This window comes from Acidovorax sp. GW821-FHT09B03, from assembly GCF_059418305.1.
Window position 1 is genome coordinate 279,030 of sequence record NZ_JBWKPP010000003.1, and the last position, 15,206, is coordinate 294,235.

Below are 15,206 nucleotides of genomic sequence, written 5' to 3' on the forward strand. Positions count from 1 at the left end.
GAGTTCAACACGGGCCGGCCGGGGCGGGTGGAAAGGCCATCAGAAATGGATGCCGCGCATCATCTGTTGCAGCGCCACCGCTTCGGCCGACAGCTGCGGCTTGGCGTCCTTGGCGCCCTTGGCAGCGGTGGAATCCGGGAACATGCGAAAGCTGGTGTTCATGGTGATCTGGGCCACGCGCGGCACCAGTGCATGCAGGATCTGCCCGGTGATGCCCAGGCGGGTGGCAATGCGCACCGGCTTGAAGATGCAGGCCTGGGCGATCATGTCGGCCGCCTCCTCGGGGCTCAGCGTGGGCACGTTGTTGTAGATCTTGGTCGGTGCGATCATGGGCGTGCGCACCAGCGGCATGTTGATGGTGGTGAAGGTGATGCCCTGGTCGGCGAACTCGCTCGATGCGCAGCGCGTCCAGGCGTCCAGCGCCGCCTTGCTGGCCACATAGGCCGAAAAGCGCGGCGCGTTGGTCAGCACGCCGATGGAGCTGATGTTCACCACGTGGCCCTTGCGCTTGGCCACCATGCCGGGCAGGAACCCCATGGTCACGCGCAGGCAGCCGAAGTAGTTGAGCTGCATGGTGCGCTCGTAGTCGTGGAAGCGGTCGTAGCTCGACTCGATGGCGCGGCGGATGGAGCGGCCCGCGTTGTTGATCAGGAAGTCCACGCCGCCGTGCTTGTCGATCAGGAGCTGCACGAAGCGGTCGCAATCGGCCATGTCGGCGATGTCGGCGGCATAGGCGATGAACTCGTAGCCCTTGGCCCGGGCTTCGGCGCAGGCCTCGTCGAGCTTGTCCTGGTCGCGGCCGCAGATGATGGTGGTGGCGCCCGCCTCGGCAAACTTGTGCGCGGCCGCCAGGCCGATGCCCGAGGAGCCCCCCGTGACCAGCACCACCTTGCCACCCGCCGTGCCCTTGAGGCTGCGGTCGATGAACAGCTCGGGGTCGAGGTTGCGCTCCCAGTAGTCCCACAGGCGCCAGGCATAGTCCTTGAGGTTGGGGCAACTCACGCCCGAGCCCTTGAGCGCCGCCAGGGTGTCGCGGCAGTCGAAGCGCGTGGGGTAATTCACGAAGGTCAGCATGTCCTCGGGCAGGCCCAGGTCCTTCAGGACCGCATTGCGCACGCGGCGCACGGGCGCCATGGCCATCAGGCTCTTCTTCACGCTCTTGGGGATGAAGCCCAGCAACGCGGCGTTGATGAACAGGTTCATGCGCGGCGCACGGGCAGCACGGCTGAAGATGTCGAGCACGTCGCCAACACGGTAGCCGACCGGGTCCACCAGGTGGAAGCACTTCTTGCCGATGTCCTTCTGGTGGCTGATGACATTGAGCGCGTTGACCACGAAGTCCACGGGCACGATGTTCACGCGCCCACCCTCCAGGCCCACGGTGGGCATCCAGGGCGGGAGCAGCTGGCGCAGGCGCTGGATGAGCTTGAAGAAGTAGTAGGGGCCGTCGATCTTGTCCATCTCGCCGGTCGTGCTGTCGCCCACCACCATGGCCGGACGGTACACGGTCCATGGCACCTTGCAATCCTGGCGCACGATCTTCTCGCTCTCGTGCTTGGTCTGGAAGTACGGGTGGTCCAGGCCCTCGGCCTCCTCGAACATGTCCTCGCGGAACACGCCCTCGTACAGGCCCGCAGCGGCGATGGACGAGACGTGGTGGAAGTGCCCGGCGTCGATGGCCTTGGCCAGGTCGACCGTATTGCGCGTGCCCTCGATGTTCACGGCCACCTGGGTTTCCTCATCCGCCCCGAGGTCGTAGACCGCGGCCAGGTGGTAGAAGTGGTCGATCTGGCCCTTGAGCTTCTTCACATCCTCGGAGGCCACGCCGAGCTTCTTGGCCGTGAGGTCGCCGAACACCGGCACCGCCCGCGCGGCCGACACGCCCCAGTAGCTGCGCAAGTCGGCCACCTTATCGGCGCTTTCCTTGCGGATCAGGAAGTGCACCACGGCCCCCTTGCGCTCCAGCAGCTTCTTCACGAGCCGCTTGCCAATGAACCCCGTCGCTCCCGTCACGAAATACTGCATGAAAAAACTCCTGTGAGATCTGTTCATTCTTGCCCAAGCGCATGGCCGGTGGATTCAGCACAAACCCGCGCAGCCCGGTGGCCGACCAGCATGGCCTGCTAGAGGCCACGCTCTACGTTTTTAGGAGCGCGCGCCTACACCTGGCCTGCCACGCGGCGTACAGTTCGGCCATGCGCCAAAGCCGCCCGGCACTGGCAACCCCAACCACCCACCCGCATACCGGAGGCCCCATGGTCAAGAAACTGCAGAAACTCAGCGCCGACAAGAAGAATGGCAATGCCCAGCTGTCGAGCACCGTCAAGGACTCGGCCCAGCAGATCTGGCTGGCGGGCCTGGGTGCCTTCTCCAAGGCCCAGGAAGAAGGCGGCAAGGTGTTCGAGTCCCTGGTCAAGGAAGGCCTGTCCATCCAGCGCAAGACCCAGGCCGTGGCCGAAGAGAAGATCTCCGAAGCCACCAGCCGCGTGACCACCATGGCCAGCGACATCGGCACCAAGGCCCAGGGCCAGTGGGACAAGCTCGAGAACATCTTCGAAGACCGCGTGGCCAAGGCCTTGTCCAAGCTCGGCGTGCCCTCGGCGCGTGACCTGGAAGCCCTGACGGCGCGCGTGGACGCACTGACCAAGGGCACCGGCAAGGCAGCCCCGGCCAAGGCACCTGCCAAGGCCGCAGTGAAGGCAGCCGCCCCCGCGAAGAAGGCAGCCGCCAAGAAGGCAGCCGCCCCCCGCAAGGCTGCAGCCAAGCCTGCCGCCAAGGCCGCTCCTGCCAAGAAGGCAGCAGCCCCCGCGAAGAAGGCCAGCGCCAAGGCCGCTGCGCCCGCCTCGGCAGCTGCCGCTTCCAACTGATCGCCCCCAGCCAATGGGCCGCCCCGACCGGCCCGTTGCTGCGAACGGCTGACACGCCCTGTGCGTGCCAGCCGTTTTTTCGTTGGCCTCCCTTGCCGCAGGGCATGGAAACCGGTTCTAAGGACATGCCAATATTGATGCAGTGCAGCATCAGCGCCTCGGTTAGAGTAGCCACCAGAGACATCCCAACACCGATCCAAAACGACGCGAAGAGGGCCCGCACACATGGTGAAAAAAGCGCCGCGACGCACCGCAGAACGCATCTTGGAAGTCACGCTGGACCTGTTCAACCGGTTCGGCGAACCCAACGTCTCCACCACCCTGATCTCGGCCGAGCTGCGCATCAGCCCCGGCAACCTGTACTACCACTACCCGGCCAAGGACGAGCTGATCAATGCGCTGTTCGACCGCTATGAGCAGTCGCTGACCGAGCTGCTCGCCGCCGCCGACGGGGTGCGCAACGTGGAGGACGCCTGGTTCTTCATGCACACGCTGTTCGAGCTCATCTGGCAGTACCGTTTTCTGTACCGCGACCTCAACGACCTGCTGTCCAAGAACCGGCGCCTGGAGACCCATTTCCAGGCCATCCTCAAGAACAAGACCCGCGCCGTGCGCGCCATGCTGGATGGCATGGGCCGCTCGGACGCGCTGCACATCGACACGCGCGAGCTCGAGGCCACGGCGACCAGCATGGTGGTGGTGCTGACCTACTGGCTGAGCTTCGAGTACGTGCGCGACCCGCGCCGCGCCCTGGAGCCCGAAAGCGCCCAGGCGGCCCTGCTGCGCGGCGCCCACCATGTGCTCAACCTGCTCATGCCCTACCTGGAAAGCGGGCAGCGCGCACACCTGCTGGAACTCGTTGGCGCCTACGCCGCCACCCCACCGGGCTGAGCGCCCAGGCGCCATCCCCCCAACACCCGACCCCAAGAACCACAGGAGACACACCATGGCCAAATGGACCCCTTTTCCCCATGCGGGTGACTACAGCTTCGATGCCACGAGCGTGAAGAAGCACTGGGCCCGGCTGCACAGCGGCGACGCCGAGCCCTGCCCCAAGGACGCGGCTGTGCTGCAGGCCTGGGCGCTGTTCCACAGCGGTGACTTCGAGAAAGCCACCGCCGCCGGCCTGGCCGCTGGCGGCCCCGGCATCACCGTGGCCAACAAGGCCACGGCCATCTACGCCAACTACCTCGAGCAGAAGGAAAAGACCCGCCTGGACCTGTTCACCCAGGTGGCCGAGCGCGCCGAAGCCCAGGCCGGTGACGACCCGAACAACGCCAATGCCTGGTACTGGCATGCCTACGCCCTGGGCCGCTACAGCCAGGGCATCAGCGTGGCCAAGGCCCTGGCCCAGGGCCTGGGCGGCAAGGTCAAGGAGTCGCTCGAGAAATCCATCGCCCTGGCCCCCAAGCACGCCGACGCCCGCATTGCGCTGGGCGCCTTCCACGCCGAGGTGATCGACAAGGTGGGCTCGCTGATCGGTGGCATGACCTATGGCGCCAAGAAGGACACCGGGCTCAAGCTGTTCCAGGAAGCCCTCAAGCTCAACCCCGGATCGGCCATCGCCATGGTGGAGTACGCCAATGCGCTGGTGATGCTCGAAGGCGACAAGAAGATGAAGGAAGCGACCCAGCTCTACGAGAAGGCCGCTGCCTGCGAGTCCGCCGACGCCATGGAGCGCCTGGACGTGGAAATGGCGCGCGCCGAGCTGGAAGACTGACGCCGCTGGGCGCCGCCCCGGCGCTCAGCCAGCAAAGCGCCGGGAGGCGATCTCCAACAGTCCGTCGAAGATCAGGTTGTCCACCAGCTCAAAGGGGCGCGTCATGCTCGGCGCCATCTTCCAGCCGGCGCCGCCGGTCATGATGCAGGCCGGCTCCTCGCCGCAGTGCTGGATAACATGCTGCACCATGCGCTCCACGGCGCCCGCGATGGCATAGGTGCCGCCGCTGGTCAGCGCATCGCTGGTGTTGGTGGGGAACATGCGCACGTCGCCCGTGGGCACATGAAGGCCGGCAGTGCCTGTTTCGAGCGCGCGCAGCATGATGCCGTGGCCCGGCAGGATCAACCCGCCCATGAAGCGCCCATGCGCGTCAATGCACTCCACGGTGACCGCCGTACCCACCATCACCACCACCAGCGGCCGCGCAGCCCCCTGGGCCAGCACATGGTGGCGCGCACCGATCATGGCCACCCAGCGGTCCGAGCCCAGGCGCGAGGGATGGTCGTAGCCGTTGACCAGCCCCGCCTCCTCGCCCGAGGACACCACCCACTGTGCGCCCACGTCCCACAGCTCCATCTGCTCCTGAACGCGGCGCTTGGCGGCGTCACCCGCCACCACGCAGCCGAGCATGCGCTGCGGCACCGGCAGGTCGGCCCAGCTGCCTTCGGCGAGCTTCTCGATGTGGTCCAGGAATTCGGCGCCGTGGGCCAGTAGCGTGGCCCCGGGGCGGTGGGCGTCGTACAGTGCCCATTTGAGGCGGGTGTTGCCGACGTCGATGGCCAGAAAAGTCATGCGGCGGATTATCCCGAGTTTTGGCCGGGCGCACCTGCCGCCCCCCATAACCCGTGCCATGCACGCCGTCGCACCGGGGACAGCCCGCGTGCGTCAATGTGAAAAATCGTGTCGCGCGCCCGTCTTACATTGCGGCGTCGCACTTTGCCGCTACAGTGGCCCTTCCTGTTTTGTGCAACCTTAGGAGATACGACATGGGTCTTTTCAGTTTCATCAAGGAAGCCGGTGAAAAGCTGTTCGGCGGCAAGGATGCGCACGCCGCCACGGCCGCCGCTCCATCGCAGGACGACCTCAACGCCACGGCGGCCAAGGCCATCGAGACCTACATCGGCACCCAGAACCTGGGCGCGACCAACCTGCAGGTCGCCTTCGATGGCAGCCAGGGCAAGGTCACCGTCAAGGGCGATGCCCCCACGCAGGCGGCCAAGGAAAAAGTCACCCTGTGCTGCGGCAACGTGGCCAGCGTCACCAGCGTCGAGAACCTGATGAACGTGACCAACCCCGAGCCCGAAGCCCAGTACCACGACGTGGTGCGCGGTGACACGCTCTCGGCCATCGCCAAGAAGTTCTACGGCGATGCCAACAAGTACCCCAAGATCTTCGAGGCCAACAAGCCCATGCTCACGCATCCCGACAAGATCTACCCAGGCCAGAAGCTGCGCATCCCGCCGCTCTGAGCGCACAGCGCTTCCCAACGAAAAAAGCGGGCCGCAAGGCCCGCTTTTTTCATGGTGCATGGTGCTCAGCCCTGTCGCCATGGCAGGCCTCTGAAGCGCCAGCCGCCTTTGCGGCCCCGATGCGCCTGGCCATCGGCATCCCCCTCGAACCCTTCGAGGATGTTGTAGGCCGTGATGCCCAGCTCGGTCGCACGCTTGGCGGCCGCCACCGAGCGCACGCCGCTGCGGCACAGCAACACCACGCGCCCACCCTCGGGCACAGCCAGGCGGATCTGTGCATCGAAATCGGGGTTCATGGCCATGCCGGGCCATTGCTTCCAGGCCACAGGCACGGCACCAGGCACCTGGCCCACCCATTCGCGCTCGGCATCGCTGCGCACGTCCACCAGCACGGCCTGGCCCTCCTGCACCCACTGCCAGGCCAGCGCGGGCGATACATCGCCGGCATAGCCTTCGGCCCCGCGCGGCGCCTGCAGCGACGCGCCATCGGCGTCCTGGCGCTGGCCCGAGTGCTGGTTGGCGGGCACGGCCTCGTCCATGCGGCGCGGGCGCGGCAGGTTGAGCGACTCCATCAACGCAACGAACTCGGCCTGGCTGCGGCCCGCCACGCGGGCGTTGCCGGCCTTCTCGGCACCGATGCTGCTGTGGCTGCGGCCCTGGTAGTCGTGGCCGGGCCAGACCGTGGTGTCATCGGGCAGCGCGAACAACACGCCCGTGATGCTGCGGTACAGCGCCGCGGCGTCACCCGACTGGAAATCCGTGCGGCCACAGCCGTTGATGAGCAGCGCATCGCCCGTGAACACATGGTTGCGCCAGCGGTAGGACATGCTGCCCGCCGTGTGGCCGGGCGTGTGCAGGGCCTCCAGCGCTTCACCGCCGAAATCCAGGGTGTGGCCGTGCTCAAGCTGCACGACCGCCGTGCCGATGTCGCAACCCGCCGGCACGGCCATCTGCGCCCCCGTGTGCTCGGCCAGGCGTGCGGCACTGGTGATGTGGTCGGCATGGGTGTGGGTTTCCACCGTCCAGCGCAGCGTGAGCCCCAAAGACTGCAGCACGGCCAGGTCGCGGTCGAGGTGCTCGTCCACGGGGTCGATGATGACCGCCTGGCGCGTGGCGGGGTCGTGCAGCACGTAGGTGTAGGTGCTGGAGGCGGGGTCGAAGAGCTGCAGGGGGATCATGGTGGGCGCGGGAATGGCGTTGTTGCTGCCATTGTGCCGCGCCCGGTGTCACCCTGCCCTGCGCGCGCTCAATCCCAAAGGGGGGCGGGCTCGTCGCGCAGGTGGTTGCGCAGGGCTGCATAGTCCGGGACGACGGTGGCCACGGTGTCCCAGAAGCGTGGGCTGTGGTCCATCACGCGCAGGTGGGCCAGCTCGTGCGCCACCACGTAATCGATCACCGCAGGCCGGTAGTGCAGCAGGCGCCAGTTCAGGCGGATGGAGCCATCGGCCTTGGCGCTGCCCCAGCGTGTCTGCGCGCTCGACAGGCGCAGGCTGGTCCAGCGCACGTCCAGCAGCGGCGCAAAGTGCTCCAGGCGCTCGGTGAAATGGCGCTTGGCATCGCGCATCAGCCAGGCCTGCACGGCATCGCGGATCTGCGCGGGCCCGGCGCTGTGCGGCAGTCCGATGTGCAGGCGCGAGGCCAGCGGCGCATCCGGATCCTCGGCCGAGGCGATGGCTTTGAGCTGCCCGCCGCGACCGCTGAAGCCGTGCGCAGGGTCGAGCACCACGGTGATCGGCCGGCCCAGGTAGGGCAGCACGGCGCCGTCGGCCCAGACGATGCGCCCCCCCTCCATGCGCTGCTGGCGCTCGCGCGCCTCACCGAGCTTGCGCAGGATCCAGTCGGACTTTTCGCGCAGCGCCGCATCGATGGCGCCCAGGGTCACCCAACTGGGGGCGCGCACCGACAGGCCATCGGGCCCCACGCTGAAACCGATGGTGCGCCGGCGTGCACGCTGCAGCGCATAGGCCACCACGGCATCGCCCAGCAGCAGTTCGCGTTTGGCCTCGGGATGGCGGAATTCGGCAGGCGACAGCAGCGAAGGCAGAGGGACCGCTGGCGGTCCCACGGGCCGGGGCGGTGGCGTGGCGGGCACCTTGGCAACCGGTGGCGGCGCGGCGCCAGGGGGCGGCGCGTCGAAGAAGTCCAGTGCCATCTGCACGAGCCGCTGCATCATGGGGGGCGTCCGATCAATGCGCGGTCAACAGGCAGTCAATGGACTGCGGGATAGGCCTCGGGGTCGAGGCGACGCATCTCGGCCTCGATCCACGCCTCGACCTCGTGCATCAGCTCTTCCGCTTCGCGCCCGACGCTGGAGATCGGCTTGCCGATGGACACATCCACCACGCCCGGGCGCTTGACGAAGGCCCGGCGGCCCCACACCTTGGCCGAGGTCACGGCAATGGGCACCACCGGCGCGCCGGTTTCGATGGCCAGGCGCGTGCCACCGGTCTTGTAGGTGCCCTTCTGTCCGCGCTCGATGCGCGTGCCTTCGGGGAACATGATGATCCAGATGCCCTTGGCCAGCAGGTCCTTGCCCTGCTGCACCACCTTGTTGAAGGCCTGGGCGCGCTGGCTGCGGTCGATGTGGATCATGTCCAGCCGGCCGATGGCCCAGCCGAAGAAGGGCACGTAGAGCAGTTCCTTCTTGAACACGTAGGCCAGCGGGTGCGGCATGATCGTGGGCATCAGAAAGGTCTCGTAGGTCGACTGGTGCTTGACCAGCAGGATGGCCCCGTCGTGCTCGCCCTGCGGCAGGTTCTCCATGCCCGACACCCGGGCGCGGATGCCCAGCAGCACACGCGCGCCGCTGATGCACAGCGACAGCCACGCGGCCGCGATGCGGTACAACGGCAGGCCGCGCACGCCGAACAGGGTGCCCAGCATGATGAGCAACGCATAGGGCATGACGGTGGTCGCCATCCAGAGCAGGTGAATGATGGAACGGATCAGGGCCATGGTATGAAGGTCTTGCGCTGCCCGCCGCGGCGCAGGCGCGGGGTAGCCATGAGGGTGTTGCGAAAGGTCAGACCGCCATCAGGGGAGCCGTCGGCAACAGTTGCTCGACAAACGCCGCCAGGCTGTCGTGCACCTGGGTGCCCGGGGGATAGCCCGGCGGCAGTGCCTGTCCCGGCACCAGGCCGGCCGCGCTGCCAGTGCACACCAGGTGCAGCTGCGCGCCCAGCGCAGCACCCGCCTGCAGGTGCGCCAGGCAGCTGCCCACCACCTGCACGTCGTGGCGCTCCACCCCGTAGCGGTCGCTGATCTGCTCCAGCAGACCCGGACCGGGCTTGCGGCAGGTGCATTCCTCCTCGGGCGCATGGGGGCAATAGAACACGGCATCGATGCGCCCGCCCACGGCGGACAGCTGCTTGTGCATCTTGGCGTGGATGGCATTGAGCGCCACCACGTCGAACAGCCCGCGCCCCAGGCCCGGCTGGTTGGTGGCCAGCGCCACATGCCAGCCGGCGTGGTTCAGGCGCGCGACGGCCTCGAGCGCGCCGGGAACGGCCGTCCACTCCTCGGGCGAGGTGATGAAATCCTCACCCAGCGGGTTCAGGGTGCCGTCGCGGTCCAGGATGGCGAGTTTCATGGGAATCCCCTTGTGACAGCCGCCAGCCTAGCAGGTCAGGCCGCCAGACGGGAGAGGTCGGCTACCCGGTTCATCGCGTCGTGCAGGCTCTTGAGCAGGCCCTGGCGGTTCAGGCGCAGGTCCATCTGCTCGGCGTTCACCATCACATCGTCGAAGAAGGCGTCGACCGGCGCGCGCAGCACGGCCAGCGTCTGCAGCGATGCGGTGTAGTCACCCGCGTCGAACTGGGCATTGGCCTCGGGCACGAAGCGCTGCAGCGCGGCATACAGGTCCTGCTCGGCCTTTTCCTGCAGCAGCTCGGGATTGACATGCGCATCCACCTCGCCGGCCTTCTTGAGGATGTTGGCCACGCGCTTGTTGGCTGCGGCCAGGGCCGGGCTTTCGGGCAGCGCGGCAAAGGCGCGCACGGCGGCCAGCTGCTTTTCGACCAGGGCCAGGCGCTGCGGGCGCAGGGCCAGCACGGCATCGACTTCCTGGGCGCTGTAGCCCTGCTCGCGCAGGCTGCCGGCCAGGCGGTCGTAGATGAAATCGGCCAGCGCGGCCGAGGCATCGGTGATCTTGTCGCCGAAGGCGGGCACGGCACCGGCCAGCAGCGCGCCCATGTCCAGCGGCAGGTCCTTCTCGACCAGCATGCGGATCACGCCCAGTGCATGGCGGCGCAGCGCGAACGGGTCGCGGTCGCCCGTGGGCAGATTGCCGATGCCGAACATGCCCACCAGCGTCTCGAGCTTGTCGGCCAGCGCCACCACCACGCCGGCGCTGTTGCGCGGCAGCGTGTCGCCGGCAAAGCGGGGCTTGTAGTGGTCCTCGATGGCGTCCGCCACCACTTCGCCCAGGCCGTCGTTGAGCGCGTAGTAGCGGCCCATGGTGCCCTGCAGCTCGGGGAACTCGCCCACCATGTCGGTCACGAGGTCGGTCTTGGCCAGTTGCGCGGCCTGGTCGGCCTGCGCCACCAGCGTGGCGTCGCCCAGCTGTTCGGCAATGGATTGGGCGATGGCGCGCACGCGCTCCACGCGCTCACCCTGCGTGCCCAGCTTGTTGTGGTAGACCACCTTGGACAGGCCTTCGACGCGCGAGGCCAGCGTCTTCTTGCGGTCCTGGTCGAAGAAGAACTTGGCATCGGCCAGGCGCGGGCGCACCACGCGCTCGTTGCCGCCGATCACAAAGCTCGCATCCGTGGGGCTGATGTTGCTCACCACCAGGAACTGGTGGGTGAGCTTGCCGGCCGCGTCGAGCAGCGGGAAGTACTTCTGGTTGGCCTTCATCGTGAGGATCAGGCACTCCTGCGGCACGCCGAGGAATTCCTGCTCGAACGCGCAGGTCAGCACGTTGGGGCGCTCGACCAGGGCCGTCACTTCGTCGAGCAGGGCGTCGTCTTCGATCGGGCGGGCGCCATTGCCCACCTTGGCGGCTGCGGCGGCCAGTTGGCGCGCGATCTCGGCCTTGCGGCCTTCGAACGAGGCGATCACGGCGCCATCGCCCTGCAGCGTGGCAGCATAGCTGTCGGCGTCCTTGAACACCACGGGCGACACGGCCGCCTCGAAGCGGTGGCCCTGCGTGCTGTTGCCGGCCGACAGGCCCAGTGCCTTCACGGGCACCACGGTGCTGCCGTGCAGCGCCACCAGACCGTGCGCGGGGCGCACGAAGTTCACGCTGGTCCAGCCGGGCAGTTCGCAGTCGGACTCGAGCTGGTAGCTCATGACCTTGGGGATGGGCAGCTTGGCGAGGGATTCCAGAAGCGCCTTCTGCAGGCCCTCCTGCAGCGTGGCACCGGGCAGCACGCTGTCATAGAACAGGGCCTCGGCCTTGCCATCGGGGGCGCGCTTGAGCGCGGCCACGGCGGCTGCAGGGTCGGACACGTCGGCGCCCAGGGCCTGCAGCTTCTTGAGCAGGGCCGGCGTGGCATTGCCGCTGGCATCGAGGCCCACGGTCACGGGCATGAGCTTTTGCTGCACGGCCTTGTCGGCGGCCTTGTCGGCCACGGCCGTCACATGCGCGGCCAGGCGGCGGGGCGAGGCGAAGGCGGTCACGGTGGAGGCCGGCGTGGCCAGGCCCAGGGCCTTGAGTTGCTCGGCCAGCACGCCGGCAAAGGCGTCGCCCAGCTTCTTGAGCGCCTTGGGAGGCAGCTCTTCCACGAACAGTTCGACCAGGAGGTTTTGCGTTGTCGTCATTTGTCAGGGGCTCCGGCGGGTTCAGGCGGTCTTCTTGGCCATTTGCTCCACCCATTCGCGGGGGGCCATGGGGAAGCCCAGGCGCTCGCGGCTCTCGTAGTAGCTCTGCGCCACGGCGCGCGCCAGGTTGCGGATGCGGCCGATGTAGGCGGCACGTTCGGTCACGCTGATGGCGCCGCGCGCATCGAGCAGGTTGAAGCTGTGGGCGGCCTTGAGCACCTGCTCGTAGGCCGGCAGGGCCAGTTGCTGCTCCATCAGGTGCTTGGCCTGCTTTTCATGCGCGTTAAAGGCGGTGAACAGGAAGTCGGCGTCGCTGTGCTCGAAGTTGTAGGTGGATTGCTCCACCTCGTTTTGCTTGTAGACATCGCCATAGCTCAGCTTGGAGCCATCAGCTCCCTCGGTCCAGGTCAGGTTGTAGACGTTGTCCACGCCCTGCAGGTACATGGCCAGGCGCTCCAGGCCGTAGGTGATCTCGCCCGTGGCGGGTTTGCAGTCGATGCCGCCCACCTGCTGGAAGTAGGTGAACTGCGTCACCTCCATGCCGTTGAGCCAGACCTCCCAGCCCAGGCCCCAGGCGCCCAGGGTGGGGTTCTCCCAGTCGTCTTCGACGAAGCGGATGTCGTTCTTCTTCAGGTCGAAGCCCAGGGCCTCCAGCGAGCCCAGGTACAGCTCCAGGATGTTGGACGGTGCGGGCTTCAGGACCACCTGGAACTGGTAGTAGTGCTGCAGGCGGTTGGGGTTCTCGCCGTAGCGGCCGTCCTTGGGGCGGCGGCTGGGCTGCACGTAGGCCGCCTTCCAGGGCTCGGGGCCGATGGCGCGCAGGAAGGTGGCGGTGTGCGAGGTGCCGGCACCCACTTCCATGTCGTAGGGCTGCAGGAGGGCGCAACCCTGCGCGTCCCAGTAGGACTGCAGCTTCAGGATGATTTGCTGGAATGTCAACATGGCGTCTGTGGCGCTGGCGGACCAGGGCCGGGCATTAAGGGGGAATGGAAAAAGGCCGCTGCGCAGAGGCGACCCTTTGCGCACGCAAACCGGTGATTTTACGGCGCTGCAGCACGCCTTCGCTCGCAGGCCCTCGGCAGGCCGCTCCCGGACACGAAAACACCGCCCCAAGTACAAAGGCCGGGGCCCTTTTGGAGCCCCGGCCTTTCCAACCGATTGCGCAAGCTGTCTGTCTGCCGGTGCGCACCGGTGACTGCCCGCAAGGGCAGCCGGTCGGCGCACGCGTGGTGCGCCAATTCAAGAAATCAGTACTCCCAGAAGATGCGCTGAAGTTCCTTGCTGTCGTTGGTCTTGGTCAGGGCCACCATGGCCAGGATGCGGGCCTTCTGCGGGCGCAGGTCGTGGGCCACGACCCAGTCGTACTTGTCGTCGGGTTGTTCGGCATTGCGCAGCACGAAACCGTCGGGCACGCGGGCCGCGCGCACCACCTGCACACCCTGGGCGCGCAGCGCCTGCAGGGCAGGCACGGCCTGTGCGGCGACCGAGCCGTTGCCGGTGCCGGCGTGGACCAGCGCCTTCACGCCGGCCTTGCCGTAGGCCTCGATGCCGGTGGTGTTCATGTTGCCGTAGCCGTAGACGATGTCGACCGCGGGCAGGGACTGGATCTCGTCGATGTTGAACTCGGACGCGGCCGTGTGGCGCTTGACCGGGGCACGGAACCAGTAGTTCTTGCCTTCCACCACCATGCCCAGCGGGCCCCACTGGCTCTTGAAGGCCTCGGTCTTGATGTTGATGGTCTTGCTCACGTCGCGACCGCTCTGGATCTCGTCGTTCATGGTGACCAGCACGCCCTTGCCGGCCGCATCCTTGCTGGCGGCCACGCCCACGGCGTCGTACAGGTTGAGGGCGCCGTCGGCCGACAGGGCCGTGCCGGGGCGCATGGAACCCACGACCACGATGGGCTTGGAGGTCCGCACCACCAGGTTCAGGAAGTAGGCGGTTTCTTCGAGCGTGTCGGTGCCGTGCGTGATGACGATGCCGTCCACGTCGGCCTGCTTGGCCAGGGCCGAGACGCGCTTGCCCAGCTGCAGCAGGTGCTCGTTGGTGAAGCTTTCCGAGGCGATCTGGAACACCTGCTCACCCGAGACACGGGCCACGCTCGCCAGCTCGGGCAGGCCGGCCAGCAGCTTGTCCACCGGCACCTTGGCCGCGGCATAGGTCGCACTGTTGGCGGCCGAGGCGCCAGCGCCGGCAATGGTGCCGCCGGTGGCCAGCACCACGACATGGGGACGGGCCGCCTGGGCCATGGCCATGGCCGATGCGGCCGAGAGCAGCAGGCCGGCAAGCCAGCGGTGCACGGGATGGGAAATGCGCATGACGGGAATCTCCAGACAGTTGTTTTGAAGAGGGTTGCCGCGCTTGGTGCCGCTGGCGCCCTCACCCGCTCGTTGGCGGTGCCGGATGGTATGAGAGACTTGCGCACACCGACAGGGAATAATCAGCCACCCCCTGTGAATTTCAGTTATACCCATGAACCTGCGCCAACTCGAGGTCTTCCAGGCCGTGCTGCAAACCGGCAACATGAGCGCAGCGGCGCGCCTGCTGTGCATCACCCCCTCGGCCGTGAGCAAGGCCGTGGCGCACACCGAGCTGCAGCTGGGCTACCGCTTGTTCGTGCGCACGCCGGCCGGCCTCACGCCCACGCCCGAGGCCCAGGTGCTGGCAGCCGAGTCCACCGGCATCCACCGCCAGCTCGACGCACTGCGGCGCACGGCGCGCAACCTGGGCACCAGCGACACGGGGGACGTGCGCTTGGCGGCCATTCCATCCATCACGCACGAGTTTTTGCCCCGGGTGCTGCAGGAGCACGCGCTGCGCTACCCGCAGGTGGGCGTGGAGGTGCGCACCATCCACCAGGACCAGATGACACAGGCCCTGCTCACGCGCAGCGTGGACTTCTGCCTGGGCTTCTACAAGCACCCGCACCCGCAGGTGCGCAGCGAGCTGCTGGTCAGCGGCCGCATGTACCTGGCGGTGGCGCAGTCGGTGTGGACGCGCGCGCCGCGCGCCGTGACACCGGCCGCCCGGCTGGCCCAGGTGCCGGTGATCCGGCTCGTGGGCGACGATCCCATGCGCCAGTCCATCGACGAGATCGCCCAGCGCCTGGGCACGCCCGCCGGACCCGGGTTGCAGGTGCAGACCTCGCGCCTGGCACTCGACCTGGTGCGCCGGGGCATGGGCTGGACCGTGGTGGACTTCCTCACCGCCACCCAGCTCGATCCGCAGGCCATGGTGGCCGTGGAACTGCACGAGTTGCCGCCCATGTCGCTGTACAGCTACCACGCCCGCGCCCTGCCCCCGGGCCTGCCGGCCACGCGCATGCTGGCCATGCTGCCGGGGCTGTTGCACCAGGCCCTTTCGGCAAAGGCGGCATGAAAAAACCCGCCC

Annotated in this window: 14 protein-coding genes and 1 pseudogene; 5 read left to right on the forward strand and 10 right to left on the reverse strand. The window is 67.6% G+C overall.

The features are described 5' to 3' along the window. Window positions 1–39: 39 nt before the first annotated feature. Entirely contained in the window at window positions 40–2,025 is a 1,986-nt protein-coding gene (locus AC07PA_RS07650; RefSeq protein WP_494608335.1) for an SDR family oxidoreductase, read from the reverse strand. Between the two features lie 230 nt (window positions 2,026–2,255). Here AC07PA_RS07650 and AC07PA_RS07655 point away from each other — a divergent pair, with 230 nt between their 5' ends. From AC07PA_RS07655 to AC07PA_RS07665, 3 genes are all read left to right on the forward strand, one after another. After that, a complete protein-coding gene (locus AC07PA_RS07655) occupies window positions 2,256–2,867 on the forward strand; it encodes a phasin family protein (protein WP_494608336.1) in 612 nt (203 codons plus the stop codon). Between the two features lie 225 nt (window positions 2,868–3,092). Beyond that, entirely contained in the window at window positions 3,093–3,758 is a 666-nt protein-coding gene (locus AC07PA_RS07660; protein ID WP_007851973.1) for a TetR/AcrR family transcriptional regulator, read from the forward strand. Window positions 3,759–3,813: 55 nt separating this feature from the next. Then, window positions 3,814–4,587, forward strand: a complete 774-nt coding sequence (locus AC07PA_RS07665) for a tetratricopeptide repeat protein (protein ID WP_007851974.1) — start codon at window positions 3,814–3,816, stop codon at window positions 4,585–4,587. Between the two features lie 24 nt (window positions 4,588–4,611). Here the strand turns inward: AC07PA_RS07665 and AC07PA_RS07670 are convergent, their stop codons facing one another. Beyond that, complete coding sequence (locus tag AC07PA_RS07670) at window positions 4,612–5,379, reverse strand: type III pantothenate kinase (protein WP_494608337.1); 768 nt, start codon at window positions 5,377–5,379, stop codon at window positions 4,612–4,614. Window positions 5,380–5,573: 194 nt separating this feature from the next. Here AC07PA_RS07670 and lysM point away from each other — a divergent pair, with 194 nt between their 5' ends. Next, entirely contained in the window at window positions 5,574–6,056 is a 483-nt protein-coding gene (lysM, locus tag AC07PA_RS07675; protein ID WP_007851976.1) for a peptidoglycan-binding protein LysM, read from the forward strand. Between the two features lie 65 nt (window positions 6,057–6,121). Here the strand turns inward: lysM and AC07PA_RS07680 are convergent, their stop codons facing one another. From AC07PA_RS07680 to AC07PA_RS07715, 8 genes and pseudogenes are all read right to left on the reverse strand, one after another. Further along, window positions 6,122–6,613 carry a rhodanese-like domain-containing protein gene (locus AC07PA_RS07680; protein WP_369751434.1) on the reverse strand — a complete coding sequence of 164 codons (492 nt, stop codon included), beginning with the start codon at window positions 6,611–6,613 and terminating at the stop codon, window positions 6,122–6,124. A gap of 120 nt (window positions 6,614–6,733) precedes the next feature. Further along, window positions 6,734–7,234: pseudogene (locus AC07PA_RS07685) on the reverse strand (MBL fold metallo-hydrolase); the annotation flags it as partial. 68 nt (window positions 7,235–7,302) lie between these two features. Further along, window positions 7,303–8,229 (reverse strand): M48 family metallopeptidase, encoded by a 927-nt coding sequence (locus AC07PA_RS07690; protein WP_494608338.1) that lies wholly within the window; start codon window positions 8,227–8,229, stop codon window positions 7,303–7,305. Between the two features lie 35 nt (window positions 8,230–8,264). Continuing rightward, window positions 8,265–9,011: a lysophospholipid acyltransferase family protein gene (locus tag AC07PA_RS07695; protein WP_494608339.1), complete on the reverse strand. Its 747-nt coding sequence runs from the start codon at window positions 9,009–9,011 to the stop codon at window positions 8,265–8,267. A 67-nt stretch (window positions 9,012–9,078) separates the two neighbouring features. Continuing rightward, window positions 9,079–9,645 carry a D-glycero-beta-D-manno-heptose 1,7-bisphosphate 7-phosphatase gene (gene gmhB, locus AC07PA_RS07700; RefSeq protein WP_007851981.1) on the reverse strand — a complete coding sequence of 189 codons (567 nt, stop codon included), beginning with the start codon at window positions 9,643–9,645 and terminating at the stop codon, window positions 9,079–9,081. Window positions 9,646–9,680: 35 nt separating this feature from the next. Beyond that, entirely contained in the window at window positions 9,681–11,816 is a 2,136-nt protein-coding gene (gene glyS, locus AC07PA_RS07705; RefSeq protein WP_494608340.1) for a glycine--tRNA ligase subunit beta, read from the reverse strand. A gap of 21 nt (window positions 11,817–11,837) precedes the next feature. Beyond that, complete coding sequence (gene glyQ / locus AC07PA_RS07710) at window positions 11,838–12,758, reverse strand: glycine--tRNA ligase subunit alpha (RefSeq protein WP_007851987.1); 921 nt, start codon at window positions 12,756–12,758, stop codon at window positions 11,838–11,840. 305 nt (window positions 12,759–13,063) lie between these two features. After that, window positions 13,064–14,134: an asparaginase gene (locus AC07PA_RS07715; protein WP_007851989.1), complete on the reverse strand. Its 1,071-nt coding sequence runs from the start codon at window positions 14,132–14,134 to the stop codon at window positions 13,064–13,066. A gap of 154 nt (window positions 14,135–14,288) precedes the next feature. On the opposite strand from AC07PA_RS07715, the gene AC07PA_RS07720 reads away from it, so the two are divergent. Next, window positions 14,289–15,194 (forward strand): LysR family transcriptional regulator, encoded by a 906-nt coding sequence (locus AC07PA_RS07720; RefSeq protein ID WP_007851992.1) that lies wholly within the window; start codon window positions 14,289–14,291, stop codon window positions 15,192–15,194. Window positions 15,195–15,206 lie beyond the last annotated feature (12 nt).

Excerpts from the sequence above, each read along its gene's own strand:
- AC07PA_RS07650 (WP_494608335.1), bottom strand. The coding sequence starts at position 2,025 with ATGCAGTATTTCGTGACGGGAGCGACGGGGTTCATTGGCAAGCGGCTC.
- AC07PA_RS07655 (WP_494608336.1), top strand. The coding sequence starts at position 2,256 with ATGGTCAAGAAACTGCAGAAACTCAGCGCCGACAAGAAGAATGGCAAT.
- AC07PA_RS07660 (WP_007851973.1), top strand. The coding sequence starts at position 3,093 with ATGGTGAAAAAAGCGCCGCGACGCACCGCAGAACGCATCTTGGAAGTC.
- AC07PA_RS07665 (WP_007851974.1), top strand. The coding sequence starts at position 3,814 with ATGGCCAAATGGACCCCTTTTCCCCATGCGGGTGACTACAGCTTCGAT.
- AC07PA_RS07670 (WP_494608337.1), bottom strand. The coding sequence starts at position 5,379 with ATGACTTTTCTGGCCATCGACGTCGGCAACACCCGCCTCAAATGGGCA.
- lysM (WP_007851976.1), top strand. The coding sequence starts at position 5,574 with ATGGGTCTTTTCAGTTTCATCAAGGAAGCCGGTGAAAAGCTGTTCGGC.
- AC07PA_RS07690 (WP_494608338.1), bottom strand. The coding sequence starts at position 8,229 with ATGATGCAGCGGCTCGTGCAGATGGCACTGGACTTCTTCGACGCGCCG.
- AC07PA_RS07695 (WP_494608339.1), bottom strand. The coding sequence starts at position 9,011 with ATGGCCCTGATCCGTTCCATCATTCACCTGCTCTGGATGGCGACCACC.
- gmhB (WP_007851981.1), bottom strand. The coding sequence starts at position 9,645 with ATGAAACTCGCCATCCTGGACCGCGACGGCACCCTGAACCCGCTGGGT.
- glyS (WP_494608340.1), bottom strand. The coding sequence starts at position 11,816 with ATGACGACAACGCAAAACCTCCTGGTCGAACTGTTCGTGGAAGAGCTG.
- glyQ (WP_007851987.1), bottom strand. The coding sequence starts at position 12,758 with ATGTTGACATTCCAGCAAATCATCCTGAAGCTGCAGTCCTACTGGGAC.
- AC07PA_RS07715 (WP_007851989.1), bottom strand. The coding sequence starts at position 14,134 with ATGCGCATTTCCCATCCCGTGCACCGCTGGCTTGCCGGCCTGCTGCTC.
- AC07PA_RS07720 (WP_007851992.1), top strand. The coding sequence starts at position 14,289 with ATGAACCTGCGCCAACTCGAGGTCTTCCAGGCCGTGCTGCAAACCGGC.